The following is a 25,823-nucleotide window of genomic DNA, read 5'->3' on the forward strand; positions in this document are numbered from 1 at the left end:
CACCCCTTCGTCTCCGGCTACGGTGTCGCGGAACGTAGCCGCAGGGCCGCGAACATTCAATGCTGATGAACCGTCAGGAAATGTGGAGACGGCCCGAGTCGGCGGCCGGTCAGGCCACCAGGCGGATCACCGCGGCGTCGAACACGTCCCACGCCCGCGGGAACGTGCTCTCGTCGTGGCAGTGCCAGGCGTCCCAGAACAGATCGGCGAGCACGGCGTCCTCCGGGGCGTACACCCGGTACACGTACTGCATCCCGTCGACGGCCGGCAGAGCCACCAGCCAGCAGCTGCTCTCCATGTACCTGTGAGACGAGCGAGCCGGTACGGGTGGTTGCGTGCCGGCGTGAATCAAGACGGCGCGCGCCCGTCGTGGGGAAACGGCCAGATCTCATCCGTAAGGAGGAGATTCCGGCCCTGCGGGTCCACTCTCCGCCGGACGCGAAGATGGTTCCCGCCGGGGATGCCCCGGTCCGGCGGGACTGATGAGGTAGGGGATGTGCAACCCCGTATTCCCCGGCAGTCGGTGAACGAGCCGGGAGGCCATCGCGCGGACCACGATGCCCGGCTCGGCGAGGAGCTGGCAGCGGTGGTCTCCGGCGCGCGCCGACGGGCGCTCCGCGACGGGGACCGGGTGATCGACACGGCCCATCTGCTGCACTCCCTCCTGGAGTGCGACCCCGAGGTGCGGGCCGTCTTCGAGAGCGGACCGCAGCTCGCCCGGCTGCTCGCCTACCTCGTGCAGCGCAGCATCGGCTACGGACTGCGCTGGCAGGGCGGCGTCGAGGACTCCGGCGCGGTGCCCGTGGTGACCCAGGCGGAGGGCTTCTCACCCCTGGCCGCGGGCGCGATGGAGTACGCCGAGGAGCGCGCCGCCGACCGTGGCGCCGACCGGGCGGGCGGCATCGACCTGCTCGCGGCCGTCGTCGCCGACCCCGGGGCGCGCGCCGTCGAGGTGCTGACCCGTGCCGGGATCGACGCGGGCGCGGTGTCCGCCCGGATCACCAGCCGCCCATGGGACGGCGGCATGCCGGACAGCCGTACGGCGTCCAGCCGCTGAGACAGGTGTCATCGGGGGTGACGCTCATGTCATCGCCTGTCATCATGTGCCGGTGCAGACGATTGACAGCAGTGGCGGCAACCGCGGACGGGGTGTCGGGCTCGGCCTCGCCCTCGCGTCGGCGGTCGCCTTCGGAGGTTCCGGTGTCGCGGCCAAGCCGCTGATCGAGGCGGGGCTCGACCCGCTTCACGTGGTGTGGCTGCGGGTGGCCGGCGCGGCCCTCGTGATGCTGCCGCTCGCCGTGCGCCACCGGGCGCTGCTGCGCCGCCGCCCCGCGCTGCTCGCCGGGTTCGGACTGCTCGGCGTGGCCGGGGTCCAGGCCTTCTACTTCGCCTCCATCTCCCGGATCCCGGTCGGTGTCGCGCTGCTCGTGGAGTACCTCGCGCCCGCCCTCGTCCTCGGCTGGGTGCGGTTCGTGCAGCGCCGGCCGGTCACCCGGGCCGCCGCGCTCGGTGTCGTCCTCGCGGTCGGCGGGCTCGCCTGTGTGGTCGAGGTCTGGTCGGGGCTGAGCTTCGACGCGGTGGGCCTGCTCCTCGCGCTCGGCGCGGCCTGCTGCCAGGTCGGCTACTTCGTCCTGTCCGACCAGGGCAGCGACTCCGGCGCCGACGCCCCCGACCCGCTGGGGGTCATCGCGTACGGCCTCCTCGTCGGCGCCCTCGTGCTCACCGCCGTGGCCCGCCCCTGGACCATGGACTGGTCCGTGCTCGGTGGCACCGCCGACATGAACGGCACCTCGGTGGCCGCCGCCCTGCTCCTGTCCTGGATCGTCCTGATCGCGACCGTCCTCGCGTACATCACCGGCGTGGTCTCCGTACGCCGCCTCTCGCCCCAGGTCGCCGGGGTCGTCGCCTGCCTCGAAGCGGTCATCGCGACAGTCCTCGCCTGGATCCTGCTCGGCGAGCACCTCTCCGCCCCGCAGATCATCGGCGGCGCGGTCGTCCTGGCCGGCGCCTTCATCGCCCAGTCCTCGGCCCCCGCGAAGGGCTCCCCGGAACCGGTGGCGAGCGGCGGCCCGGAAAGGGAGTTGTCCGGCCGCTCGGCCGCCGCCTAGTCTGCCGATCATGCACACGCACCGCGTCATCGCGCCGCCCGCCGTCTGAGGCGGGCCCTGCCGAAGCCACGCCCGGCACCGTGCCGGGCGCAACGGTGCTGCCCGCGGACGAAGTCCATGGATCCCGCTCGGCGGGGTTCCCCACTTCTCCATGTCTGCGGAGACGTCACGTGTCGAACGCTGTTTCCGGCCTGCCCCTCGGGCGAGGCCTGCTCTGTCTGATCGTCGCCGGTGTCGCCTGGGGCACCGCGGGTGCCGCCGGCTCGCTGGTCTACCGGACCAGTGACATGGGTCCGGTCGCCCTCTCCTTCTGGCGCTGCGCGATCGGCTTCGTGCTGCTGCTCGCCGTCCGGCTCGCGCGCTCCCGCACGGCCGTTGCCGAACCCCTCCGCCGCAGGGCGCTGCGGGCTGTGGTCACCGGTGTCGGGCTCGCGGTCTTCCAGACGGCCTATTTCGCGGCCGTCCAGATCACCGGGCTCGCCGTCGGAACCGTCGTCACCCTCGGCGCCGGTCCTGTCCTCATCGCGCTCGGCGCCCGGCTCGCCCTGGGCGAGCGGCTGGGCCGCGGTGGCGTCGCGGCGGTGGCGGGCGCGCTCGTCGGGCTCGCGGTGCTGGGCCTCGGTGGCGGAGGGACGGCCGTACGGCCGTGGGGCGTGCTGCTCGCCCTGGTGTCGGCGGCCGGCTACTCGGTCATGACGCTGCTGACCCGCAAGTGGGGCCGCGACGGAGGGGCCGACGCCGCCGGTACGTCCGTGTGGGCCTTCGCGGTCACCAGTGTCTGCCTGCTGCCGTTCGCCCTGGCCGAGGGCCTGGTGCCGCACACGGCCGAACCGGCCCGTCTCGCCGGGCTGTTGGTGTACATCGCCACTGTGCCCACGGCCCTCGCCTACGCCCTCTACTTCGCGGGAGCCGCGGTCGTGCGGTCGGCCACCGTGTCCGTGATCATGCTCCTCGAACCGGTCGGCGCGTCCGTACTGGCCATCGTCCTGCTCGGCGAACACCTGACGACGCCGACCCTCCTCGGCACCCTGCTGATGCTGGGGTCGGTCACGGGCCTCGCGGTGGCGGAGACCCGTGGTGCGCGGCGAGGTGAGCCCGTACCGGCGTAGGGCCGTCAGACGACGCGGCGGCGCCGGATGTGCTCGCGCGCCGCCGCGTCCCGCGGGTAGAGCGGCATCACAGGGCCGTCAGATAGTCGGGGATCTCGGTGGCGGGGGCCAGTTCGGGGTCGCCGACCGGGGTGTCGTAGCCCTTGCGCAGCGGGACGACGCCGGCCCAGTGGGGGAGGGCGAGGTCCTCGGGCTCGTCGTTCACGCCGCCGGTGCGCATCTTGGCCGAGACCTCGTCGAGGTCGAGGCGGATGACGGCGGTGGCGGCCAGCTCCTTCCTGTTGGCGGGCCGCGAGTCCTTGGACCGGCCCGCCACCACGTGGTCGACGAGCGAGTCGAGGGCGAGGCGCTTCTCCTCCGGGTCCGTCACGTCGTACGCCGTGCCGTGCACCACCACGGACCGGTAGTTGATCGAGTGGTGGAAGGCCGAGCGGGCCAGGATCAGGGCGTCGACGTGCGTGACCGTCACACACACCGGCAGACCGGGGTCGGCCTGGCCGGTCATCCGCAGCGGGCGCGAGCCGGTGGAGCCGTGCAGATAGAGGCGCTCGCCGACCCGGGCGTAGAGCGTCGGCAGCACGACCGGCGCGCCGTCGCGGACGAAGCCGAGGTGGCAGACGTAGGCCTCGTCGAGTATCGCGTGCACGACCTCCTTGTCGTACGAGGCACGGTCCGCGGAGCGGGTGGGCACCGTGCGGTCGGTCGCCGGGTAGGCGGCGGTCGGTGGTGTCGTCGGCTGCGTGGTCCCCTGCATGGCGGTCTCCGTAACGAAAGGTGTGGCGAGTTGCGGGAAGGTTTGCACTAGTGCATAATCTGCTTTGTGCTAGGAGAATACCGGATCGAGGGACGTGGTGCAGCCGAGATCGCGGCGAGCGTCGAGCGCGCGGTGGGCGCCGGTGAGCTGGAGCCGGGCCAACTGCTGCCGCCCATGCGGGAGTTGGCGGGTGAGCTGGGCGTGAACCCGAACACCGTCGCGGCGGCGTACCGCATCCTGCGTGAACGCGGGGTGATCGAGACCTCGGGACGCCGGGGCAGCCGGGTGCGGCCCAAGCCGGCCACGACCGGGCGCGAGTCGATCCGGGTGGAAGTACCGGAGGGCGTCCGGGACGTGGCGAGCGGCAACCCGGACCGGGAGCTGCTGCCGAGCCTGGCGGGCGTGTTCGCGGCGGCGGCCGAGCGGAACGACCGGGAGCCGGTGATGTACGGGGAGACGGCGGTGGAGCCGGAGCTGGCGCGCCTGGCGCGGGCCGCGCTGGACGCCGACGGTGTGCCCGCCGGGCCCCTGGAGGTCGCCTCGGGCTCGCTCGACGTGATCGAACGCGTCCTCGCGGCCCACCTCAAACCGGGCGACACGGTCGCCGTCGAGGACCCGGGCTGGGGCAGCCTGCTGGACCTGGTCCCGGCCGTGGGACTGCGTACGGTCCCTGTCGGTGTGGACGACGAGGGCCCGCTCCCGGACGACGTCCGCGCGGCCCTTCGCTCGGGAGCGCGCGCCCTGATCGTCACCGACCGGGCCCAGAACCCGACCGGCGCCGCGGTGACCGCCGCACGCGCGCGTGCCCTGCGTGCCGTGCTCAAGGAGCACCCGGACACCCTGCTCATCGAGGACGACCACGGCCACGGCATCGTCGACCTGCCCCTGCACGCCCTGGCCGGCGCCACCCGCAGCTGGGCCTTCGTCCGCTCGGCCGCCAAGGCCTACGGCCCCGACCTGCGGCTCGCCGTCTTCACGGGTGACCCCGTCACGGTCGACCGGGTGCGCGGCCGGCAGAGCCTCGGTCCTGGCTGGGTCAGCAGGATCACCCAGCGGGCGGTGGCCCGACTGTGGGCCGAGGGCGCGGTCGACCCGAAGGCGGTGGCGGCGGCCTACGCGGTCCGCCGGGACGCCCTGATCGCGGAACTGGCGCGGCGCGGCGTCCCCGCGCACGGCCGCAGCGGCCTCAACGTCTGGATCCCCGTCCCCGACGAGACGGGCGCCGTGGCCCGCCTCCTCCACGCCGGCTGGGCGGTGGCCCCGGGAGCCCGCTTCCGCCTGGACGCCGCACCCGGCATCCGCGTCACGATCGCCACGCTGAACGAGCCGGAGACGGCACCTCTGGCCGAGGCGATCGCGGCGGCGGTGGGGCCAGGGCGGGGGCGGGGGTATGTGTGACGGCGTGGGTTGGGGTGGGGTGCGGGTGCCTCCGTCGGCTGGGGCGAGGACGTGTGGGCGGGATCGGCCGGGGTGAGGGTACGCGGGGCGGGATCGGCCGGGGCGAGGGTGTAGGTGGCGTTGTCGGCTGGGGCGGGGGTGTTCGTGGCGGGCTGGTCGGGTGCGGGCGGTGTCCGTCGCGCCGTCGACCGGGGCAGGGGTGCGGCCTGCCTGGTCGGTGGGGTCGAAGGCACGGGCAGGGTGGTTGATCGTGCCTGGGGTGGGGACGGTTCGGTTGGTCGGCCCGGGGTGCGGGCCGTGTGGTTGGCCTGGTTCGGGGCGGGGGTGGTGTGGTCCGTTGGCTGGGCCTTCTGGTCCTGCCTCAGTTGGTTGGGCCTGGGGGTGGGGTGGCGTGGTTCGTTGGGGCCGGGGTGCGGGCAGTGTGGTTGGCCGGGGCTGGGGTGGGGGTCGCAGGGGTGACCGGGCCGGGGTGCGGGGCGTGTGGTTGGCCTGGTTCGGGGCGGGGGTGGTGTGGTTCGTCGGCTGGGCCTTCTGGTCCTGCCTCAGTTGGTTGGGCCTGGGGGTGGGGTGGCGTGGTTCGTCGGGGCCGGGGTGCGGGCAGTGCGGTTGGCCGGGGCTGGGGTGGGGGTCGTAGGGGTGACCGGGCCGGGGATGCGGGCTGTGTGGTCGGCCTGGTTCGGGGTGGGGGTGGTGTGGTCCCGCGGCTGAGCCTTTCGGGCCTGGGTCAGTGCTGCTCCCGCCAGGACGATCGCCGCTCCCACCGGGGTCGACCAGCTCAGCGACTCCCCGAGGATCGCGACGCCCGCCGCGGTGGCGATGACCGGGATGAAGTACGTGACCATCTGGGCGGTCGTGGGCCCGACCTCGGCGACCAGGCCGTACTGGATGAGCACGGCCAGCCCGGTGCCCAGTGCGCCCAGCGCGGCGATCGCCAGGAGGGGAACGCCCGCGAAGTGCGTCGGGAGCGAGGTGAACAGCGGTGTGACGACGGCCAGTTGCAGCATCGCCAGCAGCAGTTGGGCCCCGGTCATGGAGAGGTGGGAGTGTCCCGTCCCGGCGAGGGTGCGGCGGACGTAGATCCAGCCGATCGGGTAGCTCAGCGAGGCCAGCAGCGCCATCGCCGTGCCTTTGGCGTCCAGGCCGTGGAAGCCCTGCCAGGCGCCCAGCACCGTGAGCACCCCGAGGAACCCGATCCCGAGCCCGGCGACCCGGACCCGCGTCGGCCGGTCCTCGGACAGCGCGACCACGGACAGCGCCATGCCCCACAGCGGTGAGGTCGCGTTGCAGATCCCCGCGAGCGTGGACGGAATCGTCAGCTCCGCGTACGCGAAGAGCGAGAACGGCAGGGCGTTCAGGAGGAAGGCGGCCATCGCCAGATGACCCCAGGTCCGGGCGCCGCGCGGCAGCCGCTCCCGCTTCACCGCCATCGCCGCCGCCAGCACCAGCGTCCCGAACAGCAGTCGCCCGAACGTCACCTGGAACGGGGCGTACCCATCGGTGCCCACCTTGATGAGCAGGAAGCTGAAACCCCAGATCAGAGCGAGTGCGGCGAAACGCAGGCGCCAGTCGGGGGCACGGGTCCGGGCGAGGGCGGCGGTGGTCATGAGAACCACCATGACGCCCAAGACCTCGTAGCACAAGCGAGATAATCGACGCGATATCTCGTAGCATTGCTTACATGTTGAACCTGGAGCGCCTGCGTACCCTCGACGCCCTCGCCCGGCACGGCTCGGTGAGCGGCGCCGCCGAGGGGCTGCACATCACGACGTCCGCCGTCTCCCAGCAGATGTCCAAGCTGGAGCGCGAGGTCGGCCAGCAACTCCTCGCCAAGAACGGCAGAGGGGTACGGCTCACGGACGCCGGCCGGCTGCTCGCCGAGCACGCGGCCCGCATCCTCTCGCAGGTCGAACTCGCCCAGTCCGACCTGGAGGCCCAACGCGGCCAAGTGGTCGGCGAGTTGCGGCTCTCCGCGTTCCCCACGGCCGCGCGCGGACTGTTTCCGGCCGCCCTCTCCGCGCTCGTCGCCGCACACCCCGCGCTGCGGGTCCGCTCCTGCGAGCTGGAGCCGGAGCTCGGCATCGCCGGCGTGGTCCGCGGCGACCTGGACCTCGCGGTGGTCCTGGACTGGTACAACAAGCCGATGCCGCTCCCGGACGGCCTGGTCAAGGCCTCCGTCCTGGACGACCCGGCGGATGTGGCGATGCCGGTCGGGCACCGGCTCGCCGACCGTGAGGAAGTGGACCTCGCCGAGTTCGCGGGGGACGAGTGGATCACCTGGGGGCAGGGCGAGTTCTGTCACGAGTGGCTGATGTTCACCCTGCGCGCCAAGGGTATCGAGCCCATCGTCGGCCACCGCGCCGCCGAGACCCACACCCAACTCGGGCTGGTCGCCGCCGGGTTGGGCGTCTGCATCGCCCCGCTGCTGGGCCGCCACCCGATGCCCGAAGGGGTCGTGACCGTCCCGCTCAAACAGCGGGTCCGGCGCCATGTGTACGTCGTCTGGCGCGCGGACGCCGACCGCCGCCCGTCGATCAGGGCGGCGGTGGAGGCGCTCAGGGCAGCGGCGGCCGACCTCGGCTGAACCGCCTTGCAGACTTACGGACTCACACAGACTCACACAGACTTACAGACTCACAGAGAAGGCAACTTGCGGAAGTCCCAGGACACGATCTTGTCCGGCGTCAGCCGCATCCACGCGTGCCGGCCGTCGTGCGGCATCTCGTCGAGGCCGAAGTTCTTGCGCGCGAACAGCGTCTCGGGGACGTCGAGTTCGGCGTACAGATCCCCCACCCGGGGCGCCTCGCCCACGAACTCCACGGCCCCCGACAGCTCGACGCCGCGCAGCTCGTCGTACTCCTCACCGGTGTCGACCACGATCGCGACCCGCGGATCGCGGCGCAGATCGGTCCAGCGCTTGCTCTTCACCACCGAGTACAGCCACAACGAGGTGCCGTCCCAGGCGAACCACAGCGTGCTCACGTGCGGGGCGCCGTCCTTCGAGACGGTGGCGACCCGGCAGGTGCGCTGACTGGCGAGGAACTCGTCCAGCTCGCCCGGTGTCATCATGATCTTCCGGCCCCGGCGCTGAGTGACGGTCATGCGCCCCCCTTTCTCCTGGCTCAATTTCTGACGGTCCGTCAGTAGACAATGCGGTGTCTTCCTTCAACACGCAATGGTGGCTACGCTCGCCCGCTCCACACCGTCGGCGACAAGGGGGAAAACGTGTCGTCGCACGAGCAGTTGAGCGAACTCCTCGACCCGGCGACCACCGTGCTGCTCACCGTCGAGTGTCAGCAAGGTGTCGTCGGTCCGGACAGCGCACTCCCCGAACTCGCCAAGGAGGCGCGGTCGTCGGGTGTGCTCGCCAACGTGGCCCGGCTGGTCGCGGCCGCCCACGGGAGCGGAGTCCAGGTCGTCCACGCGATCGCCGAGCGCCGGCCCGACGGCCGCGGCGCCAACCGCAACGCCCGCCTCTTCCGCGCCGCCGAACGGCTGCCCGTCCAGCAGCTGTCCGGCACCAGTGCGGTCCGGGTCGCCGCCCCGATCGAGGTCTTTGAGGAGGACTTCGTCGTACGACGGCTGCACGGGCTGTCGCCGATCCAAGGCACCGACGTCGACCCGCTGCTGCGCAACCTGGGCTGCCGCACCCTCGTCGTCACCGGCGTCTCCGCCAACATCGCGATCCCCAACGCGGTCTTCGACGCGGTCAACCGCGGCTACAGGGCCGTGGTGCCCACGGACGCCATCGCGGGGGTGCCCTCCGACTACACCCCCGCGATGATCCGCCACACCCTCGCCCTGGTCGCCACCCTCACCACGACGGCCGACCTGCTGGCCTGTCTGGGCCGGCGGAAGCGGGAATGACCCTCAAGCGAGGGTGATGGACTCCCCGCTCACGGTGATCTTCTCCTCCGGCAGCGGCTGGGTGGCGGGACCCTTCTTCACGCTGCCGTCGGTCACCGAGAACTCGCTCTTGTGGCACGGGCAGGTGATCACCCCGTTGGCGATCCCCGTCACCGCGCAGCCCTGATGGGTGCACTTGGACGAGAACGCCTTGTACGTGCCCGCGGAGGGCTGGGTCACCACCACGCCCGCGTCCGCGAAGATCTTGCCGCCGCCCTCCGGTATGTCCGAGGTCTTCCCGAGCGCGGTCCCGGCCGCGGAGGTCGACCCCTCGTCGTCCGAGCCGCACGCGTTCAGCGTGATGGCGAGCCCTGCCGCCCCCACCGCCGCCACGACCGTACGGCGGCTCGGTGCCGAAGCGGGATGAAGCGATTCGCTGGCCATGCTGACGTCCCTTCCGCGGATACCTCGTGAACTGCCCTCAGGTACGGGCCCGGAGTGCGGGTTGTTCAGCGGAGCCCCAGTAACCTGGGGCGATGCTCAAGGAAGCCATCGCGACCCGCTTCATCACGCCCCTGCGTGAGGGCGGTTCGCTGCCGGGACTCGTCGAGGCCGACGACCTCGGGACGTACGTCATGAAGTTCACCGGCGCGGGACAGGGCCGCAAGACACTGGTCGCCGAGGTCCTGTGCGGTGAGCTCGCCCGCCGGCTCGGGTTCCGGGTGCCCCGGCTCGTGACGCTCGACCTGGACCCGGTGCTCGGACTCGGCGAGCCCGAGCAGCAGGTGCAGGACCTGCTGCGGGCCAGCGGCGGCACCAACCTCGGGATGGACTTCCTCTCCGGCGCGCTCGGCTTCGACCCGCTCGCCTTCGAGGTGGACTCCGCTCAGGCCGGGCGGATCGTCTGGTTCGACGCCCTGATCAACAACGTCGACCGCTCCTGGCGCAACCCCAACCTGCTGATGTGGCACGGCGAGCTCTGGCTGATCGACCACGGCGCCACCATGATCTGGCACCACAACTGGCCCGGCGCCGAGGCCTCCGCGGCCCGCCCTTACGACGCCGGCGACCACGCCCTCGCCCGGTTCGCCCCCGACCTCGCGACCGCCGCCGCGGAGCTGGCCCCGCGGGTCACCGAGGAGCTCCTCGCCGAGGTCACCGCCGAGATCCCGGACGCCTGGCTGGCCGACGAACCAGGCTTCGACACCCCGGACGAGCTGCGCCGGGCCTACGCCCGGCCCCTGCTGGCCCGGGCCGCCGTCATCCACGACCGCATCAACGGCATCGAGGGGACCAAGTGACCGAGCGCCACATCATCCGGGGCAGTGAGCGCAACGACCGGGACGTCTACGAGTACGCGCTGCTGCGGGTCGTCCCGCGCATCGAGCGCGGCGAGTGCATCAACGCCGGGGTGCTGGTGTACTGCCGGGCCAAGGCGTACGTCGGTGTCCGCGTCCACCTCGACGAGGCGAAGCTGCTGATCCTCGACCCGGACGCGGACGTCAGCGGTGTGCGGGCCGCGCTGCGGGCCGTCGAGGGAGTCTGCGTGGGCGGAGAAGCGGCAGGTCAGGCCGCTGGGGACGATGCCGGGCGGCGCTTTCGCTGGCTGATCGCGCCCCGTTCGACGGTCGTCCAGCCGGGCCCCGTGCACACCGGACTCACCGCCGATCCGGCCGCCGAGCCGGAGCGTCTGCTGAACCTCCTGGTCAGGTAATGGATCACACCCGGGGCGTGCGGCGTTGACACCGGGTGCCAGGGCTTCTAGCGTCACGTCTGCCGAAGGTACTAAGCGGTCGCTCACCGATCGGGCCGCACATTCTTCAAGGGCGAGGAGAACGAGCAATGTCCACCACTGAGCAGCGGGTAGCCATCGTCACCGGTGCCGCACGCGGCATCGGCGCGGCCACCGCCGTACGACTGGCCGCCGAGGGTCGCGCGGTCGCCGTGATCGACCTCGACGAGGCCGCCTGCAAGGACACCGTCGAGAAGATCACCGCGGCGGGCGGCCGGGCCGTCGCCGTCGGTGCCGACGTCTCCGACGAGGCGCAGGTCGAGGCCGCGGTCGCGCGCGTCGTCGAGGAGCTGGGCGCCCCCACCATCCTGGTCAACAACGCGGGCGTGCTCCGCGACAACCTGCTGTTCAAGATGAGCGCCTCGGACTGGGACACCGTCCTCAACGTGCACCTGCGCGGCTCGTTCCTGATGACGAAGTACGTCCAGAAGCACATGGTCGACGCCGGCTTCGGCCGCGTGGTCAACCTGTCCTCGTCCTCCGCGCTCGGCAACCGCGGCCAGGCCAACTACTCCGCCGCCAAGGCCGGTCTTCAGGGCTTCACCAAGACCCTCGCCATCGAGCTCGGCAAGTTCGGCATCACCGCCAACGCCGTCGCCCCCGGCTTCATCGCCACCGACATGACGGCCGCCACCGCCGCCCGCGTCGGCATGGGCTTCGAGGAGTTCAAGGCCGCCGCCGCCACCCAGATCCCGGTGGCCCGGGTCGGCGAGCCCGAGGACATCGCCAACGCCATCGCCTTCTTCACGAACGAGGCCGCCGGCTTCGTCTCCGGCCAGGTGCTGTACGTGGCCGGCGGACCGCTCGACTAGGGGAACAGGAACATGACTTCGGTGGAACTCCCCGAACTCTCCGGCAAGGTCGCCCTCGTCACGGGCGCCAGCCGCGGCATCGGCTACGGCGTCGCCGAGGCGCTCATCGCCCGCGGTGACCGGGTCGTCATCACCGGCCGCAACGAGGACGCCCTCAAGGAGGCCGTCGAGCAGCTCGGCGCCGACCGCGTCATCGGCGTCGCCGGCAAGGCCCACGACGAGGCCCACCAGGCCGTCGCCGTCGAGCGCGCCATGGAGGCCTTCGGCCGCGTCGACTTCCTGGTCAACAACGCCGGTACCAACCCGGTGTTCGGCCCGATCGCCGACCTCGACCTGAACGTGGCCCGCAAGGTGTTCGAGACCAACGTGATCTCGGCGCTCGGCTTCGCGCAGAAGACCTGGCACGCCTGGCAGAAGGAGAACGGCGGCGCGATCGTCAACATCGCCTCCGTCGCGGGCATCTCGCCCTCGCCCTTCATCGCCGCCTACGGCATCAGCAAGGCCGCGATGATCAACCTGACCCAGCAGCTCGCCCACGAGTTCGCGCCCAAGGTGCGGGTCAACGCGATCGCCCCGGCCGTCGTGAAGACCAAGTTCGCCCAGGCACTGTACGAGGGCCGGGAGGAGGAGGCCGCGGCCGCCTACCCGCTGGCCCGGCTCGGTGTGCCCTCCGACATCGGCGGCGCCGCGGAGTTCCTCACCTCCGAGCAGTCCGCCTGGGTCACCGGCCAGACGCTCGTCGTCGACGGCGGCATCTTCCTCAACGCCGGCGTCGGCTGACCCTCTCGTACGACCGACTCGGGCGCCGCTCGACAGAAGCGGCGCCCGGGTCGACGTACAGACGGGCCGTCCGTGTCGTAGTACAGACGGGTCGTCCGCTTCGACGTACAAACACCGCACATGGGGACGTACAGCGACCGCACAGACTTCTGACAGCTCCGCCGCGATCTCATCGCTCGAGAACCAGCCGGAGGACCCGGTTCGGGTCGCCCGGGGCTGCGGTATGGTCTGCCAACCCTTGGCATGGCAGATCGAGGAGCGTGCGCGTGTTCAACCGGAACCGAGGCATACGGCGGATGGCGGCCCTCGCCTCCATATCGTCGCTGGTGGCCGGGTGTGGCGTCCTGTCGTCGGACTCCTCCGACGAGCAGGGGCCGATCGTCGTCGGTACCACCAGTGCCCCCAGCACCCTGGACCCCGCCGCGTCCTGGGACAGCTCCTGGGAGCTCTTCCGCAACATCTACCAGACGCTCCTCAGCTATCCCTCCGGCGCCACCACGCCCCAGCCCGACGCCGCCGAGAGCTGCAAGTTCACCGACACCTCGAACCGCGCCTACAGCTGCACGCTGCGCGCGGGCCTGAAGTTCTCCAACGGTGACACGCTCGACGCCAAGGCCGTCAAGCACTCCATCGACCGGATCGGCAAGATCAACGTCAACGGTGGCCCCGCCGGTCTGCTCGGCAGCCTCGACCGGGTCCAGGCGCTCGGCGACCGCGAGGTGGTCTTCCACCTCAACAAGCCCGACGCCACCTTCCCGTTCGTCCTCGCCACCCCGGCCATGTCGATCGTCGACCCCGACGCGTACCCGGCCGGCTCGCTGCGCAAGGGCGACACCATCGTCGGCTCGGGCCCGTACACCCTCAAGGCGTACAGCGACGACAAGGCCGAACTCGTCAAGAACGACGACTACGACGGCTACGCCAAGCGCAAGAACGACGCGGTGACCATCCGCTACTTCAAGGATTCCGCGCCCATGGTGCAGGGCCTGAAGGACGGCTCCCTCGACGTCGCCTTCCGCGGACTGGGCGCCGACGACATCGTCTCCCTGGACAAGGAGCAGAACGACTCCGACCTCCAGCTCTTCGACGGCTCCGGCACCGAGATCAGCTACCTGGTGTTCAACCCGAAGGACCCCTGGGCCGGCAAGCTCGCCGTCCGCAAGGCCATCGCCCAGGTCGTCGACCGCGGGGCGATCGCGCACAAGGTCTACAAGGACACCGTCGAGCCGCTGTACTCCATGGTCCCCAAGGGCCTCACCGGCCACACCACGGGCTTCTTCGACGACTACGGAAACCCCAGCGTCGCCAAGGCCAAGAAGATCCTCCAGGACGCCGGGATCACCCAGACCGTCCCGCTCACCCTCTGGTACACCACGGACCGCTACGGCTCCGCGACCAAGGCCGAGTTCGAGGAGCTGAAGGCCCAGCTGGAGGACTCCGGTCTCTTCGAGATCACACTCAAGAGCCGTCCCTGGAAGACCTATGTCACCGGCTACCAGAAGGGCGAGTACCCGGTGTTCGGGCGCGGCTGGTTCCCCGACTTCCCGGACGCCGACAACTTCATCGCCCCCTTCGTCGGCGACCAGAACGCCCTCGGCACGCCCTACCCCGAGCCCGAGATCACCGGCGTCCTGCTGCCGCGCTCGCGCCGCGAGAGCGACCGCGCCAACGTGATCAAGGACTTCGAGGCGGCCCAGCAGATCATCACCGACGACGCCCGGCTGCTGCCGCTGTGGCAGGGCCGGCAGTACGTCGCCGCCAACGACGACATCTCCGGCGGCGAGACGGCCCTGGACCCGTCGACGATCATGATGATGGGCGAGCTGTACCGCAAGACCAGCTGGTGAGTGGGCGCTTTCGGGGTGTGCGGTCCGTTGTCAGTGGTCGCCTGTAGGTTCTGAGCACTGAAGTGACCGCACGACATAAGGACGTTGACGTGACCGACATCGCCATGCTGCCCGAGTCCTGGCGCGGGGTCCTGGGTGACGAGCTCCAGCAGCCCTACTTCAAGGAGCTGACCGAGTTCGTCGAGGAGGAGCGGGCGAAGGGTCCCGTCTTTCCGCCGCGCGAGGAGGTCTTCGCCGCCCTCGACGCGACGCCGTACGAGGAGGTGAAGGTCCTGATCCTCGGTCAGGACCCGTACCACGGCGAAGGCCAGGGTCACGGCCTGTGCTTCTCGGTCCGTCCCGGTGTGAAGACCCCGCCCTCCCTCCGGAACATCTACAAGGAGATGAAGGAGGAGCTGGGCACTCCCGTTCCGGACAACGGCTATCTGCTGCCGTGGGCCCAGCAGGGCGTCCTGCTGCTCAACGCGGTGCTCACCGTCCGTTCCGGCGAGGCCAACTCGCACAAGGGCAAGGGCTGGGAGAAGTTCACCGACGCGGTCATCCGCGCGGTGGCCGACCGGCCCGACCCGGCGGTCTTCGTGCTCTGGGGCAACTACGCCCAGAAGAAGCTCCCGCTGATCGACGAGACCCGGCATGTCGTGGTCAAGGGCGCCCACCCCTCGCCCCTGTCCGCGAAGAAGTTCTTCGGTTCCCGCCCGTTCACGCAGATCAACGAGGCGGTCGCGCTCCAGGGCCACGAGCCGATCGACTGGACGATCCCGAACCTGGCCTGAGCCGTCCCGGGGCCGATCCGCCGGGTCGGCCCCGCTTCGCCGTGATTGTCAGTGTCTCCGATTAGCGTCAGGTGCGACCAGGACGGCCCGACGGTGTGGAGGACGCGGTGGCGGAGCGACAGGAGCAGGCGGCGCCGGATGCCGTGATGACACGGATCGGACAGGTCGTCATGCTGCATCACGCGGGGGACCGCGAGGAGGCCCGGCACCGCTTCCTGGACCTGTGGGCGGAGATCGGCGAGGACGGCGACCCGCTGCACCGCTGCACCCTCGCCCACTACATGGCCGACGCCCAGGACGACCCCTCCGACGAACTGGCCTGGGATCTCAGGGCGTTGACGGCGGCCGAGGAACTCACCGACGACCGCCTCGCCGAGCACGAGAGCACCCTCGCCGTGCGCGCCCTGTATCCCTCGCTGCATCTCAATCTGGCCGCCGACTATGTGAAACTCGACCGCTCCGACGCCGCCCGCACCCACCTCCACCGGGCACGCCGGGCGGCGGACGGCCTCGCCGACGACAGTTACGGGGACGGCGTGCGGGCCGCGATCAGCCGACTGGAGCTGCGGCTGGGGGAGGGGGACGCGTCCGGCGGGGGCGGCTGGACACCGCCGAGACAGCGCCCGTGAGTCACGCCGGCAGAGCTGGGCTCCGGCAGGGCTGGGCTCCGGCAGGGCTAACGGCCGTACGTCTGCTCGCAGATCCTCGCCTCCGGACTGTCCTTCCGCCAGCCGCCGTACTGCCTGCCGAGGCCGCACACGTCCGGGTTCTTCGGTACCACGGTGGCCACGTCGGGGATCTCGACGTGCGGGTGCTGCGGATGCTGTGGGTGCCGGGCCTCGGGATGTGCCGGGTGCTCGGGGTGCGGGCGCGGGGGCTGCTGCGCCGGTTGCCGGGCGGCGGACGGCGGCGCCGCCCGGTGCGTGGCGGGCGTGTCGGGTTTCGCCTCGCGGGACGGTCCGATGAGCTCCAGGGCCTCCCGCGCCGGTGCCTGCACGATCTGCGGCTCGGCCCGGCCGTCCGGACGGGGCGCCGCCGGGAGGGACGGCGTCGCCGGTGGGCCGGGGGCGACTGGACGCTGGACCGTCACACAGCCGGAGAGGGCCGAGACAGCCACGGTCACCAGGAGCGTTGCGGTGGTCGTCGTTCGATGCACCCGCGCAACTCTGCTGGTTCACGCCGGGTTCGGGGCGGCGGACGAGCGGAGGTTGCCCCGCACGGGTGATCTCCGGCCCCGTACGGAGGGCGCGGGCCCGGCTTGGGTGACGGTGCTGTGAAGACGGCGAAGCGATTCGCGGCCAGGTGTCGGCCTCGCTGAGCCGGAACTCGCCGTCCGGGTCCTCGTCGGCCCCGGATCCTCGGCCATCAGCACCTTGCGGAACCAGCCCCGCTCGCACTGCGCCAGGTGCCGCACCAGCCCGAGGCGGTTCTGAACTGGGCGTCGGTCAGCCCCTCGTCATGCGGGCGTCGTCGCCCGGACGGCCGGGTTCACGCACCCAGCATTCCGTCGAGCAACTCCCGCAGTCCCGCCCGCACTTCGTCCAGGCTCGGCACCCGAGACCCGAACGCCCCGGCCACGCAGGAGAACATCAGCCCGTCCGCCCACGCCACCAGGGACAGCACATGCCGGGCCGGTTCGGTCGACCCCATCGCGGTGAGGAGGGCGGTGAGCTGGTCGCGGAAGCGGGCGCCGGCGTCGTCGAAGTAGGCGCGCAGCTCGGGGCGGCGGGTCGCCTCCAGTGCCAGTTCGTAGCGGGCCAGCGTCAGTTCGCGGTGACGGGTCAGGGCGCGGTGGGTGGCCAGCGCCAGGGCGTCCACCATCGCCGGGAAGCCGCCCCGCGGATCGGGCAGCTCGTGCAGGCCCAGTACCCGTGCCTCGCGGTCGGCCAGTCGCCGTACCGCCAGCTCCAGGAGTGCCTGCCGGGTGCGGGCGACGTTGGAGGTGGACCCCGGCGGCAGCTCCGCCGCCTCGTCGACCGCCCGATGGGTGAGCCCCCGCATGCCCCGCTCGGCGAGCAGCGCGAGGGCGGTGTCGGCGACGAGGTCGGCGCGGGAGGCGTTCGAGGCGCGCGCGGACGAGGTGCGTACGGACATGGGGGTCAACCTACCCGTCGTACTACAGCTGTAGTAATCTCGACGCTGTCACTACACCTGTAGTCCCCACGTCTCCCTGTCCCAGGAGGAGCCATGGCACAGCCCAAGAACGTCGTCGTCATCGGTGGCGGCATCGGCGGCCTGGCCGCGGCCGCCGCCCTGCACCTCGGCGGCCACCGGGTCACCGTCCTGGAACGGGCCCGCTCCCTGGAACCCGTCGGCGCCGCCATCTCCCTCGCGCCCAACGCCCTGCGCGCCCTGGACGTCCTCGGGATCGGCGACGAGATCCGCGACCTTGCCGCCTGGCAGGGCGACGGCGGCCTGCGCACCCCAGGCGGACGCTGGCTCTCCCGGACCAGTGCCGCCGCCGCGGCCGAGCGCTTCGGCGGCCCGCTCGTGCTGCTGCACCGGGCCACCCTCATCGCCCGCCTCGCCGCCCTGCTCCCGCCGGACACCGTCCGCATCTCCGCCGACGCGGCTCTCGTCGACTCCGGCGACGCCCACCGCCCGGCCCGCGTGCGGACGCCCGACGGTGAGATGGCGGCCGACCTGGTCGTGGCCGCCGACGGTGTCCGTTCCGCCGTACGGCGTGCGCTGTTCCCGGACCACCCCGGCGCCGTCTACTCCGGATTCACCACCTGGCGCGTGATGATCCCGGTCCCCGGCCTGGAGTTCGCCTCCCACGAGACCTGGGGCCGGGGCCGCATCTGGGGCACCCACCCCCTCAAGGACGGCCGGATCTACGCGTACGCCGCCGCCATGACCCCGGCGGGACAGCACGCCGCCGACGACGAGCGGGCCGAACTGCTGCGCCGGTACGGCGACTGGCACGACCCGATCCCCGCCGTGCTCGCCGCCGCCCGCCCCGAGGACGTCCTGCGCCACGACGTGCACCACCTCGCCGACCCGCTGCCCGCCTTCCACCACGGCCGGGTCGCCCTCCTCGGCGACGCCGCCCACGCCATGCCCCCGACCCTCGGCCAGGGCGGCAACCAGGCGATCGAGGACGCCGTCGTCCTGGCCCACCACTGCGCCGACCTCGCCGCCTACACCGCCTCCCGCCTGCCCCGTACGACGTCCATCGCCCGCCAGGCCGTCCGGATCGCCCGCCTCAACATGACGAGCAGCCGCGCGCTGGCGGCCGTACGCAACACCTCGATCGCCGCACTGTCCCTGACCGGACCCGCCCTCTTCCTGCGCGGTTTCGACGGCATCGCCGACTGGCGGCCCCCGCAGCCGCCGTATGCTTCCGTCGTGTCAGGCACGGGCAAGCGGTAGGGAGAGCCAGTGAAGGTCGGCTGCATCGGACTAGGCGACATCGCCCAGAAGGCCTACCTGCCGGTGCTCGGCGGCCTGCCCGGCGTCGAACTCCACCTCCAGACCCGCACGCCCGCCACCCTCGCCCGGGTCGCCGACGGCCTGCACCTCCCTGAGACACAGCGGCACCAGGACCTCGACGCGCTGCTCGCCGTAGGACTGGACGCGGCCTTCGTGCACGCGCCCACCGCCGTCCACCCGCAGCTCGTGACACGGCTGCTGGAGGCGGGCGTACCGACGTACGTCGACAAGCCGCTGGCGTACGAACTCGCCGACTCCGCACGGCTGGTGGCCCTCGCCGAGGAGCACGGGGTGTCGCTGGCCGTCGGCTTCAACCGCCGTTTCGCCCCCGGGTACACGCAGTGCGCCGACCATCCGCGCGAGCTGATCCTCATGCAGAAGAACCGGATCGGGCTGCCCGAGGAACCGCGGTCGATGATCCTCGACGACTTCATCCACGTCGTCGACACCCTGCGCTTCCTCGTCCCCGGCCCGATCGACGACGTGACCGTGCGCGCCCGCGTCCGGGACGGGCTGCTGCACCACGTCGTGCTCCAGCTCTCCGGTGACGGCTACACCGCGCTCGGTGTGATGAACCGGCTCAGCGGCTCGGCCGAGGAGATCCTGGAGGTGTCCGGGCAGGACACCAAGCGGCAGGTCGTCAACCTCTCCGAGGTCGTCGACCACAAGGGCCAGCCGACCGTGCGCCGGCGCGGCGACTGGGTGCCGGTGGCCCGGCAGCGCGGCATCGAACAGGCGGTCCTCGCCTTCCTCGACGCCGTGCGCGCGGGCAAGGTGCTCAGCGCCCGCGACGCGCTGGCGACTCATGAACTGTGCGAGCGGGTGGTACACGCGGTGCGGGAGCGGGCCGCCTGAGCCGTACCGCCCTCAGCCCCTGTACGACGCACCACGCGGCCAGGATCAGCAGCGCGGCGTGCGTCGGCCAGTCGCCGAAGCGGACGTACGGGGTGACGCCGGTGGCCAGCGGGACGTCGTAGACCGCCGAGGTGCTCGCGTCGGTGGGAAGCCAGGAGCCGACGCGCTGTCCCTCCGGGCCGTACACCGCCGACACCCCGGTCAGTGTCGCGTGCACCATCGGGCGGCCCGTCTCGGCGGCGCGCAGGGCGGCCAGCGAGGCGTGCTGCTGCGGCGCCCAGCTGTCCTGGAACGACGACGTCGACGACTGGGCGATCAGCACCTCGGTGCCGGACTCGGCGAGATGGCGGCTCATGTCGGGGAACGCGGACTCGAAGCAGACCATCGGGCCGACCCTCAGCCCGTGCCCGACGTTCATCACGACCTGCTCGCTGCCGCGCCGCCGGTCCTCGCCCGCGGCCTTGCCGACCGAGGTCGCCCAGCCGAGCAGGGAGCGGGCCGGGATGTACTCGCCGAACGGCACGAGCCGCATCTTGTCGTAGCGGTCGCCGGTGAGCCCGTCCGGGCCGACCAGCACCGAACTCTTGTAGATGCCGGGCTTGTCGGAGCGGCGGGCGTCCACGTTGACCAGGATGTCGGCGCCGGTCTCCCGGGAGAGCGTCGCGAGCCGTCCGGCCAGATCGGGCCGGTCACCGAGATCGAAGCCGACGCTGCTCTCGCCCCACACGACCAGGTCGACGTCCTGCCCGGCGAGTTCCCGGGTCAGCCGCTCCTCGCGGGCGAAACGCCGGTCACCGCTGCGCAGACCGTCGATCACGCCCGGCTGTACGACCGCGATCCGGACCCGGCCGTCGGCGTCGGGCCGCGGTGACCACAGCCAGGCCGCGGAGGTGACGGCGGCGGTGGCGACGAGAGCGGCGACGGCGGGCACCCGGGAGCGCGGGACGACCACCAGGACGGCGAACGCGACGTTCACCGTCACGATCAGGAAGCTGATCAGCCACACCCCGCCCACCGAGGCCAGCCGTAGCGCGGGCTCCACCTGCCACTGACTCGAACCGAGCACCCCCCACGGCCCGCCGAGCCCCTGCCAGGACCGGACGAGCTCCACCAGCAGCCACCCGGAGGGCAGCACGAAGAAGGCGCCGACGATCCGCCGGCCGGGGCCGCTGAGGAAGTGCCGGACCAGCCATCCCCAGGGCGCCCACAGCCCGCCGAGCAGGGCGGCGATGAGGAGCGTGAAGACATGGAGGCTCGGCAGCAGCCAGTGGTGCATCGCCAGCATGAAGCCGAACCCGCCCGCCCAGCCGTCGTACGCCGCCCGCTTCCCGGTCGGCGCGGAGCGGGCCAGCAGCATCCAGGGGACCAGGGCGACGTAGGCGAACCACCACAGCGACGGGGCCGGGAAGGCGAGCACGGGCAGGGCACCGGCCAGGGCGGCGACCGCGGATCTGCGCCAGGGGGTGGTGAGCCAGTGGCCGAGCGTCTTCATGCGGCTCCTCCCTACCCCGTGCGTCCCTCCAGTGTGCTTGGTACGGACGCTCCGGGGACAGAGGGCGTCGGTTCAGTTGATCACGGGCGCGGGCCGGGCGCCGGGAATGCGCCGCCACTTCTCGTGCACGACGACCTCGCGCAGCCGCCAGCCGTCGTCCGTGCGCAGCAGCCCGAAGGCGTAGCGCCCGCCGCACACGAAGTCGGGCGCCGAGGAGCCGTCACCGCCACCCCTGTCCTGCACGAAGCGCATCGGATTGATGTAGTCCGCCTGGACCCGGGCCGTGTCGCCCGTGTCATGGTCCAGCACGCCGAAGGTGACGCGCCGGTTGACGATCAGATGCTGCCGCATGGAGAACAGGTTCAGACTCTCCGCGAGCCAGGCGGCGACCTGCCCGGCGTCCCCCTCGACCCCGCCGGCCGACCGGTAGTCCGCACGGCCGTCGGGGGCGAACAGTCGCCGGTAGGCCGCCCAGTCGCCGTCGTCCACGGACACCGCGTAGTCGGTGATCAGTTCGTCCACGGCCAACCGGTCCATCACGGTGGCGAGCTCCACACGCTGCGTCATGGGCCGAGTGTTGGGCATGGGGCGGGCCGGGCCAAGGGGTGTGCGCGGACAATCGGGCGGCGTGCGGCGTCAGTTGGGCGCGCGGCGCTCATCACGGAGCCGGATCTTCGAGGACGTCGGCGCCCCAGGCGCTCGACGCCGACCAGAACCGGTGCTCCGCCGCGTGGGCCGCCATCCGGGCATCACGCGCGCGGGCCTCCGGGCCGTCCGGCAGATGGAACTCCTCGCCCGCGCTCGCGGAACGGGCCTGCATCCCGGTGGCGGCCGCCAGCCGCCGCCGCACATACCGGTCGAGCGCTTCGGGTACGTCGTCCGAGGCCGCGCCGGTCAGACAGTCGCCGAGCACGGCCGCGTCGAGGATCGCCTGGGCCGCGCCCTGCGCCTGGAAGGGCACCATGGCATGGGCGCTGTCGCCCAGCAGGGTCACCCGGCCGAGGTGCCAACGGGCCAGCGGGGCGCGGGTGTAGATGCCCCAGCGGTACATCTGCCCAGCCCGGGCGAGGACTTGGACGACACGGCCCTCCCACCCCTCGAACGCCCGCAGTGGTTCGCCGGGTTCCGCCCGCGCGGTCCACGACTCGTGCGCGGTCTCCGTCCCGAACACGGCGACGACGTTGAGGAGTTCGCCCCGGCGCAGCCAGTAGTGGACGAAGTGCCGTCCCGGTCCGAGCCATATCCCGGTGTCCGGCAGCCCCAGATCGGCGACCTCGGTGGCCGGAAGCAGCGCCCGGTAGGCGGCCGTTCCGGAGAACACCGCCTCGTCCGCGCCGAAGAGCCACTGCCGGACGGCGGACCGGATGCCGTCGGCGGCCACCACCAGGTCCGCGGTGAGGCGTTCGCCGTGCGCGGTGGTCACCGTGGCCGACGTGTCGTCCTGGTCGACGCCCACGACCTCGGTGCCCAGCCGCACGCACCCCGACGGCACCGCGGCGGCCAGCGCCCGTTGGAGATCGGCCCGGTGGACCTGGAGATACGGCGCCCCGAACGCCTCGTCGACCTCGCGCCCCAGGGCATAGCGGCAGATCTCGCGCCCGTCGGACCAGGTACGGAAGCTGAGCTGTCCGGGCGGCGCGGACCGCGCGGCGACCGCGTCGAGTCGCCCCAGCCGGCGCAGTACCCGCGTGGCGTTGGGGGCGAGCTGGATCCCGGCACCGGCCTCGGTGTACCGCGGGGCCTGCTCGACCAGCGTCGTCCCGACCCCGGCCCGCCGCAGCGCCAGCGTCGCGGCCAGCCCGCCGATGCCCGCGCCTATGACGATCGCTCGCATGGCACGACGGTAGCGAACCACGTCGCCGCGCTGCGCGAGGACCCGTCCACGCCGCTGCCGAACTGATAGCGGCGCACCGCAGACTGGCCGTCCGCACCGCCGTGGACCGGGGGCGCCGCAGCTACCGCATCCTGAAACCCCTGTGGCCCGTCTTCGACGAGGGCGTGGCGCCGGCCCGCCGCCTCGGCGAACGCGAGGCGCTGGGCGAGGCGTTGACGGGCCGGGCGATGTTCCTCGTCGCGGCCAAGCAGTACGGCGAGGCGTACGACGACTTGCGCGAGGTCTGTGAGGAGGTGCTGGACCGCTGAGCCGTGCCGTGGTCAGCGGGCCGCGCGCAGCCGCTCGAACGCCGTCGGGGTCGGTCGGCCGGGCAGGAACTCCTTGATGCGCAGGGCGCATTCCCGCGGGGTGGCGCGACTCGTGTCGCACTCGATGTCGTAGATCCCGTGGGCGTGCACCTGCTTCAGCTGGCGCGCCGCGAGCCCGGCCGGCCGGTCGCCGCGCTCGCGCTCCCGGCGCTCCAGCTCCTCCGGTGGGCAGTGCACCCCGACGAGCACGACGTCCTTCGGGGCGAAGAGCGACAGACAGTCGTCGAGTCGCCAACGGGCGCTCAGCACGTGGTCGACGACGATGTTGTTGCCGGCCGCGGCCATACCGGCGATCGCCCGGTGGTAGCCCTGCCAGGTGCGGTGCAGGACGGTCCCCAGCTGGTCCGGCGGCACGGGAGCGCCCGACCGCATCGCGTGGAACGCGTCCACCGGCAGATGGAAGTACGGCTCGTCGAGCATCCGCAGCAGTTCCGCCGCGATGCTCGACTTGCCCGAACTCGACGTGCCGTTCAGGAAGATCACGAGGCCCTGGCGCGGGGGGACGCTGTCGAGGTGTTCCATGGGGCGGATCTTAGGAGAGAGCGGATCTCAGGAGACGCCCGCGTGCCGCGCACGCACCGGTTCGGGCGCGGCCCGCGGCAACGGCGGTTACGCGGACGACGAGGTGCGGGTGGCGGCCGGCGGCCCCACGGCCGGTGCGACTCCGTTCGTCCCGCCGGCGGGCGGCCAGGGAGCGCCGGGGCGGCCGGAGACACAGAGCGGAAACCGCGCCCGTGAGGCCCGTCCCGGCGGCGCTGTCCTGCCCGCCGCCCCATGGGAGGCATGCCGATGGGTGGCATGGGTGGCATGGGCGCGGGCGGCGTGCGCGATGATCGTGGGATGACGAACGCCGCTTCCTTCCGTCGCCAGTTCTGGTCCGGGGGTTTCTACGAGCTGGCCATCGAGGTCGGCTCGACGGACGACGCCGCGCTTCAAGCCGTCCTGGACGCGGTGTGGACCGCGGCTCAGGTGCAAGGGTGTTACGGGCACGAGGGTCGGGAGCCGGAGGAGCAGGAGGCCGTGCCGCGCACGATCGCCGCGCTGGAGGAGTTCGGGCAGCTGCTGGGCCGGGTCCGGCTGCCCACCGGAGAGCTGGTGGCGTTCGGGGTCACGGCGGTCCGGGGCGGTGACGACAGCAGTGACTGGCTGGACTTCGGCGTGCCGCTGTCGGCCTTGTGGCAGGCGGGCGTCGCGTTCGAGGAGGGGCCGTTCGAGCGGTCCGCCGCCACGGACGACTGGCTGGCCGCCCTCGCGACGGACGCGTTTCGCGAGGCACCCTTCAGCCTGGGACTGGTCGGCTGGAACGTCTCCGGCCTGGCCGAAGCCGCGCTGCTGAGCGATGGGCTGCCGGAGAAGCGGGGCATGGGTTACCTCCTGCCCCGCGACGGCGTCCTGCACTACGGAGCCGTCAACGACTGAGCGCCGGCGCCCCGTTCAGGCCGCCTCGATCACACTGCCGCGGATCGCGGCCGCCCACTCGACCACCAGCAGCTCGTACTCCGCGCGCTCCTGGGGTGACAGCGAGCCGCCTGCCCGCAGCCACAGCGCGCGGATCTGCTCGTTCACTTCGGCAGCAGACCGCACGGAACCAGAGGCCATGGAATCGGGGGACATGCCGACAAGCCTAGGGGCAAGCACTGACACTGCGCTACCGAACGGCTACGCACAACGTATGTGATTGGTCACGGAGTTCACTGGGCGAACATGTTGGTTTTCGCCCTTGGATGCTGTGCGGCTTTCCGTCAGCCCGCCGACTCCGCCGCGTGGGGGCTGAGCGCGCCCATCGACACGAGCACGATGATGAGGATGCCGAGCGCGATGCGGTACCAGACGAACGGCATGAAGCTCTTGGTCGAGATGAACTTCATGAACCAGGCGATGACCGCGTATCCGACCGCGAACGCGATGATCGTCGCGAAGATCGTGGGTCCCCAGTCCACATGGCCGGTCTCCAGCGCGTCCTTGGTCTCGAAGAGGCCGGACGCCAGCACCGCGGGGATGGCAAGGAGGAAGGAGTATCGGGCCGCGGCCTCGCGCTTGTACCCCATGAAGAGGCCGCCGCTGATGGTGGCGCCGGAGCGGGAGACGCCCGGGATGAGGGCGCAGGCCTGGCAGAGGCCGAAGATCAGGCCGTCCCGTACGCCCAGGTCCTCAAGGGACTTGCGCTGCGTCGGCGCCCGGTGCTTGCCCCCGCTCTCGTCGCGGGCGGCCATGCGGTCGGCGATGCCGATCACGATGCCGACGACGATGAGCATCGTCGCGGTGATCCGCAGATCGCGGAAGGGGCCCTCGATCTGGTCCTTGAGGGTGATGCCGAGCACGCCGATCGGGATCGACCCGACGATCACCAGCCAGCCCATCTGGGCGTCGTGGTCGCGGCGCAGCGCCTTGTTCGTCAGCGACCGGAACCAGGCCGAGATGATCCGCCCGATGTCCTTGCGGAAGTAGATCAGCACGGCGGCCTCGGTGCCGATCTGGGTGATCGCCGTGAAGGCCGCTCCCGGGTCCTTCCACTCCGCGAAGGCCGCGGTCAGTCGCAGATGCGCGCTGGAGGAGACGGGCAGGAACTCGGTGAGTCCCTGGACGAGTCCGAGGACGAGGGATTCAAACCAAGACATGAAGGTAC

General features: G+C 71.9%; 31 protein-coding genes and 1 pseudogene. 18 read left to right on the top strand and 14 right to left on the bottom strand.

From position 1 onward, the window contains the following. Positions 1-109: 109 nt before the first annotated feature. Positions 110-298: a hypothetical protein gene (locus OG866_RS36850; RefSeq protein ID WP_329341554.1), complete on the bottom strand. Its 189-nt coding sequence runs from the start codon at positions 296-298 to the stop codon at positions 110-112. 198 nt (positions 299-496) lie between these two features. Between OG866_RS36850 and OG866_RS36855 the strand changes: the two genes are divergently transcribed. The 3 genes from OG866_RS36855 (at position 497) to OG866_RS36865 (ending at position 3,217) form a co-directional block, all read left to right on the top strand. Further along, positions 497-1,057: a Clp protease N-terminal domain-containing protein gene (locus OG866_RS36855; RefSeq protein WP_329341555.1), complete on the top strand. Its 561-nt coding sequence runs from the start codon at positions 497-499 to the stop codon at positions 1,055-1,057. A 46-nt stretch (positions 1,058-1,103) separates the two neighbouring features. Beyond that, positions 1,104-2,108 carry an EamA family transporter gene (locus tag OG866_RS36860; protein WP_329341556.1) on the top strand — a complete coding sequence of 335 codons (1,005 nt, stop codon included), beginning with the start codon at positions 1,104-1,106 and terminating at the stop codon, positions 2,106-2,108. 170 nt (positions 2,109-2,278) lie between these two features. Continuing rightward, positions 2,279-3,217: a DMT family transporter gene (locus OG866_RS36865; RefSeq protein WP_329341557.1), complete on the top strand. Its 939-nt coding sequence runs from the start codon at positions 2,279-2,281 to the stop codon at positions 3,215-3,217. A 67-nt stretch (positions 3,218-3,284) separates the two neighbouring features. On the opposite strand, the gene OG866_RS36870 is transcribed toward OG866_RS36865, so the two are convergent. Continuing rightward, positions 3,285-3,971: a pyridoxamine 5'-phosphate oxidase family protein gene (locus OG866_RS36870; RefSeq protein ID WP_329341559.1), complete on the bottom strand. Its 687-nt coding sequence runs from the start codon at positions 3,969-3,971 to the stop codon at positions 3,285-3,287. Positions 3,972-4,037: 66 nt separating this feature from the next. Between OG866_RS36870 and OG866_RS36875 the strand changes: the two genes are divergently transcribed. After that, positions 4,038-5,369 carry an aminotransferase class I/II-fold pyridoxal phosphate-dependent enzyme gene (locus tag OG866_RS36875; protein ID WP_329341561.1) on the top strand — a complete coding sequence of 444 codons (1,332 nt, stop codon included), beginning with the start codon at positions 4,038-4,040 and terminating at the stop codon, positions 5,367-5,369. Positions 5,370-5,911: 542 nt separating this feature from the next. Here OG866_RS36875 and OG866_RS36880 read toward each other — a convergent pair. Further along, positions 5,912-6,985: a DMT family transporter gene (locus tag OG866_RS36880; protein ID WP_329341563.1), complete on the bottom strand. Its 1,074-nt coding sequence runs from the start codon at positions 6,983-6,985 to the stop codon at positions 5,912-5,914. A 62-nt stretch (positions 6,986-7,047) separates the two neighbouring features. Between OG866_RS36880 and OG866_RS36885 the strand changes: the two genes are divergently transcribed. Then, a complete protein-coding gene (locus OG866_RS36885; RefSeq protein ID WP_329341565.1) occupies positions 7,048-7,950 on the top strand; it encodes a LysR family transcriptional regulator in 903 nt (300 codons plus the stop codon). A gap of 50 nt (positions 7,951-8,000) precedes the next feature. Here OG866_RS36885 and OG866_RS36890 read toward each other — a convergent pair whose 3' ends face one another. Then, positions 8,001-8,468, bottom strand: coding sequence for a pyridoxamine 5'-phosphate oxidase family protein (locus OG866_RS36890; protein WP_329341566.1), 468 nt, complete (start codon positions 8,466-8,468; stop codon positions 8,001-8,003). A gap of 123 nt (positions 8,469-8,591) precedes the next feature. On the opposite strand from OG866_RS36890, the gene OG866_RS36895 reads away from it, so the two are divergent. Further along, on the top strand, positions 8,592-9,233 hold the full coding sequence (locus OG866_RS36895) for a cysteine hydrolase family protein (RefSeq protein WP_329341567.1): 642 nt from the start codon (positions 8,592-8,594) through the stop codon (positions 9,231-9,233). Positions 9,234-9,236: 3 nt separating this feature from the next. Here the strand turns inward: OG866_RS36895 and OG866_RS36900 are convergent, their stop codons facing one another. Then, entirely contained in the window at positions 9,237-9,656 is a 420-nt protein-coding gene (locus OG866_RS36900; RefSeq protein WP_329341569.1) for a Rieske (2Fe-2S) protein, read from the bottom strand. A gap of 92 nt (positions 9,657-9,748) precedes the next feature. Between OG866_RS36900 and OG866_RS36905 the strand changes: the two genes are divergently transcribed. The 7 genes from OG866_RS36905 to OG866_RS36935 all read left to right on the top strand — a co-directional run bounded on the left by OG866_RS36905 (position 9,749) and on the right by OG866_RS36935 (position 15,845). Continuing rightward, on the top strand, positions 9,749-10,513 hold the full coding sequence (locus OG866_RS36905; protein ID WP_329341571.1) for a HipA family kinase: 765 nt from the start codon (positions 9,749-9,751) through the stop codon (positions 10,511-10,513). Further along, the gene (locus OG866_RS36910) at positions 10,510-10,926 is read left to right on the top strand and encodes a DUF3037 domain-containing protein (protein WP_329341573.1); all 417 of its coding nucleotides are present in this window, start codon (positions 10,510-10,512) and stop codon (positions 10,924-10,926) included. The genes OG866_RS36905 and OG866_RS36910 overlap by 4 nt, the downstream gene beginning before the upstream one ends. Before the next feature lie 128 nt (positions 10,927-11,054). Further along, the gene (fabG, locus tag OG866_RS36915) at positions 11,055-11,816 is read left to right on the top strand and encodes a 3-oxoacyl-ACP reductase FabG (protein ID WP_329341576.1); all 762 of its coding nucleotides are present in this window, start codon (positions 11,055-11,057) and stop codon (positions 11,814-11,816) included. A 12-nt stretch (positions 11,817-11,828) separates the two neighbouring features. After that, a complete protein-coding gene (locus OG866_RS36920) occupies positions 11,829-12,596 on the top strand; it encodes an SDR family oxidoreductase (RefSeq protein ID WP_329341577.1) in 768 nt (255 codons plus the stop codon). A gap of 266 nt (positions 12,597-12,862) precedes the next feature. Next, positions 12,863-14,443, top strand: coding sequence for an ABC transporter substrate-binding protein (locus tag OG866_RS36925; RefSeq protein ID WP_329341579.1), 1,581 nt, complete (start codon positions 12,863-12,865; stop codon positions 14,441-14,443). An 89-nt stretch (positions 14,444-14,532) separates the two neighbouring features. Continuing rightward, the gene (locus OG866_RS36930) at positions 14,533-15,216 is read left to right on the top strand and encodes a uracil-DNA glycosylase (protein ID WP_329341580.1); all 684 of its coding nucleotides are present in this window, start codon (positions 14,533-14,535) and stop codon (positions 15,214-15,216) included. A 107-nt stretch (positions 15,217-15,323) separates the two neighbouring features. Continuing rightward, entirely contained in the window at positions 15,324-15,845 is a 522-nt protein-coding gene (locus OG866_RS36935; protein ID WP_329341581.1) for a hypothetical protein, read from the top strand. 47 nt (positions 15,846-15,892) lie between these two features. On the opposite strand, the gene OG866_RS36940 is transcribed toward OG866_RS36935, so the two are convergent. The 3 genes and pseudogenes from OG866_RS36940 to OG866_RS36950 form a co-directional block, all read right to left on the bottom strand. Next, positions 15,893-16,372 (bottom strand): hypothetical protein, encoded by a 480-nt coding sequence (locus OG866_RS36940; protein WP_329341583.1) that lies wholly within the window; start codon positions 16,370-16,372, stop codon positions 15,893-15,895. 142 nt (positions 16,373-16,514) lie between these two features. Next, positions 16,515-16,639 (bottom strand): annotated as a pseudogene (locus OG866_RS36945) (mycothiol transferase); the annotation flags it as partial. A 65-nt stretch (positions 16,640-16,704) separates the two neighbouring features. Then, entirely contained in the window at positions 16,705-17,310 is a 606-nt protein-coding gene (locus OG866_RS36950; RefSeq protein WP_329341584.1) for a TetR/AcrR family transcriptional regulator, read from the bottom strand. A gap of 93 nt (positions 17,311-17,403) precedes the next feature. On the opposite strand from OG866_RS36950, the gene OG866_RS36955 reads away from it, so the two are divergent. Both OG866_RS36955 and OG866_RS36960 read left to right on the top strand, forming a co-directional pair. Further along, positions 17,404-18,588 (top strand): FAD-dependent monooxygenase, encoded by a 1,185-nt coding sequence (locus OG866_RS36955; protein WP_329341586.1) that lies wholly within the window; start codon positions 17,404-17,406, stop codon positions 18,586-18,588. A 9-nt stretch (positions 18,589-18,597) separates the two neighbouring features. Then, positions 18,598-19,503 carry a Gfo/Idh/MocA family protein gene (locus OG866_RS36960; RefSeq protein WP_329341588.1) on the top strand — a complete coding sequence of 302 codons (906 nt, stop codon included), beginning with the start codon at positions 18,598-18,600 and terminating at the stop codon, positions 19,501-19,503. Here OG866_RS36960 and lnt read toward each other — a convergent pair. The 3 genes from lnt to OG866_RS36975 form a co-directional block, all read right to left on the bottom strand. Next, positions 19,427-20,995, bottom strand: coding sequence for an apolipoprotein N-acyltransferase (lnt, locus tag OG866_RS36965; RefSeq protein ID WP_329341589.1), 1,569 nt, complete (start codon positions 20,993-20,995; stop codon positions 19,427-19,429). The two genes, OG866_RS36960 and lnt, sit on opposite strands and share 77 nt — an antisense overlap. Positions 20,996-21,067: 72 nt before the next feature. After that, the gene (locus OG866_RS36970) at positions 21,068-21,562 is read right to left on the bottom strand and encodes a nuclear transport factor 2 family protein (RefSeq protein WP_329341590.1); all 495 of its coding nucleotides are present in this window, start codon (positions 21,560-21,562) and stop codon (positions 21,068-21,070) included. Positions 21,563-21,653: 91 nt separating this feature from the next. Continuing rightward, on the bottom strand, positions 21,654-22,829 hold the full coding sequence (locus OG866_RS36975) for an FAD-dependent monooxygenase (RefSeq protein WP_329341592.1): 1,176 nt from the start codon (positions 22,827-22,829) through the stop codon (positions 21,654-21,656). A 101-nt stretch (positions 22,830-22,930) separates the two neighbouring features. Between OG866_RS36975 and OG866_RS36980 the strand changes: the two genes are divergently transcribed. Continuing rightward, positions 22,931-23,137 carry a hypothetical protein gene (locus OG866_RS36980; RefSeq protein ID WP_329341593.1) on the top strand — a complete coding sequence of 69 codons (207 nt, stop codon included), beginning with the start codon at positions 22,931-22,933 and terminating at the stop codon, positions 23,135-23,137. Positions 23,138-23,149: 12 nt separating this feature from the next. Here the strand turns inward: OG866_RS36980 and OG866_RS36985 are convergent, their stop codons facing one another. Continuing rightward, positions 23,150-23,719 (bottom strand): chloramphenicol phosphotransferase CPT family protein, encoded by a 570-nt coding sequence (locus OG866_RS36985; protein ID WP_329341594.1) that lies wholly within the window; start codon positions 23,717-23,719, stop codon positions 23,150-23,152. On the opposite strand from OG866_RS36985, the gene OG866_RS36990 reads away from it, so the two are divergent. Continuing rightward, the gene (locus OG866_RS36990; protein WP_329341595.1) at positions 23,718-24,041 is read left to right on the top strand and encodes a hypothetical protein; all 324 of its coding nucleotides are present in this window, start codon (positions 23,718-23,720) and stop codon (positions 24,039-24,041) included. The genes OG866_RS36985 and OG866_RS36990 overlap by 2 nt on opposite strands. After that, a complete protein-coding gene (locus OG866_RS36995) occupies positions 24,038-24,616 on the top strand; it encodes a hypothetical protein (protein ID WP_329341596.1) in 579 nt (192 codons plus the stop codon). Before OG866_RS36990 ends, OG866_RS36995 begins: the two co-directional genes overlap by 4 nt. Before the next feature lie 15 nt (positions 24,617-24,631). On the opposite strand, the gene OG866_RS37000 is transcribed toward OG866_RS36995, so the two are convergent. Continuing rightward, the gene (locus tag OG866_RS37000; RefSeq protein WP_329341598.1) at positions 24,632-24,811 is read right to left on the bottom strand and encodes a hypothetical protein; all 180 of its coding nucleotides are present in this window, start codon (positions 24,809-24,811) and stop codon (positions 24,632-24,634) included. Between the two features lie 128 nt (positions 24,812-24,939). Further along, positions 24,940-25,815: an undecaprenyl-diphosphate phosphatase gene (locus tag OG866_RS37005; protein ID WP_329341600.1), complete on the bottom strand. Its 876-nt coding sequence runs from the start codon at positions 25,813-25,815 to the stop codon at positions 24,940-24,942. Positions 25,816-25,823 lie beyond the last annotated feature (8 nt).

The organism is Streptomyces sp. NBC_00663, from assembly GCF_036226885.1.
Lineage (GTDB): Bacteria > Actinomycetota > Actinomycetes > Streptomycetales > Streptomycetaceae > Streptomyces.

Coding starts and splice junctions, on each gene's coding strand:
- OG866_RS36850 (WP_329341554.1), bottom strand. CDS start 298: ATGGAGAGCAGCTGCTGGCTGGTGGCTCTGCCGGCCGTCGACGGGATG.
- OG866_RS36870 (WP_329341559.1), bottom strand. CDS start 3,971: ATGCAGGGGACCACGCAGCCGACGACACCACCGACCGCCGCCTACCCG.
- OG866_RS36880 (WP_329341563.1), bottom strand. CDS start 6,985: ATGGTGGTTCTCATGACCACCGCCGCCCTCGCCCGGACCCGTGCCCCC.
- OG866_RS36885 (WP_329341565.1), top strand. CDS start 7,048: ATGTTGAACCTGGAGCGCCTGCGTACCCTCGACGCCCTCGCCCGGCAC.
- OG866_RS36890 (WP_329341566.1), bottom strand. CDS start 8,468: ATGACCGTCACTCAGCGCCGGGGCCGGAAGATCATGATGACACCGGGC.
- OG866_RS36900 (WP_329341569.1), bottom strand. CDS start 9,656: ATGGCCAGCGAATCGCTTCATCCCGCTTCGGCACCGAGCCGCCGTACG.
- OG866_RS36905 (WP_329341571.1), top strand. CDS start 9,749: ATGCTCAAGGAAGCCATCGCGACCCGCTTCATCACGCCCCTGCGTGAG.
- fabG (WP_329341576.1), top strand. CDS start 11,055: ATGTCCACCACTGAGCAGCGGGTAGCCATCGTCACCGGTGCCGCACGC.
- OG866_RS36920 (WP_329341577.1), top strand. CDS start 11,829: ATGACTTCGGTGGAACTCCCCGAACTCTCCGGCAAGGTCGCCCTCGTC.
- OG866_RS36950 (WP_329341584.1), bottom strand. CDS start 17,310: ATGTCCGTACGCACCTCGTCCGCGCGCGCCTCGAACGCCTCCCGCGCC.
- OG866_RS36955 (WP_329341586.1), top strand. CDS start 17,404: ATGGCACAGCCCAAGAACGTCGTCGTCATCGGTGGCGGCATCGGCGGC.
- lnt (WP_329341589.1), bottom strand. CDS start 20,995: ATGAAGACGCTCGGCCACTGGCTCACCACCCCCTGGCGCAGATCCGCG.
- OG866_RS36970 (WP_329341590.1), bottom strand. CDS start 21,562: ATGACGCAGCGTGTGGAGCTCGCCACCGTGATGGACCGGTTGGCCGTG.
- OG866_RS36975 (WP_329341592.1), bottom strand. CDS start 22,829: ATGCGAGCGATCGTCATAGGCGCGGGCATCGGCGGGCTGGCCGCGACG.
- OG866_RS36990 (WP_329341595.1), top strand. CDS start 23,718: ATGGGGCGGATCTTAGGAGAGAGCGGATCTCAGGAGACGCCCGCGTGC.
- OG866_RS36985 (WP_329341594.1), bottom strand. CDS start 23,719: ATGGAACACCTCGACAGCGTCCCCCCGCGCCAGGGCCTCGTGATCTTC.
- OG866_RS36995 (WP_329341596.1), top strand. CDS start 24,038: ATGACGAACGCCGCTTCCTTCCGTCGCCAGTTCTGGTCCGGGGGTTTC.
- OG866_RS37000 (WP_329341598.1), bottom strand. CDS start 24,811: ATGTCCCCCGATTCCATGGCCTCTGGTTCCGTGCGGTCTGCTGCCGAA.
- OG866_RS37005 (WP_329341600.1), bottom strand. CDS start 25,815: ATGTCTTGGTTTGAATCCCTCGTCCTCGGACTCGTCCAGGGACTCACC.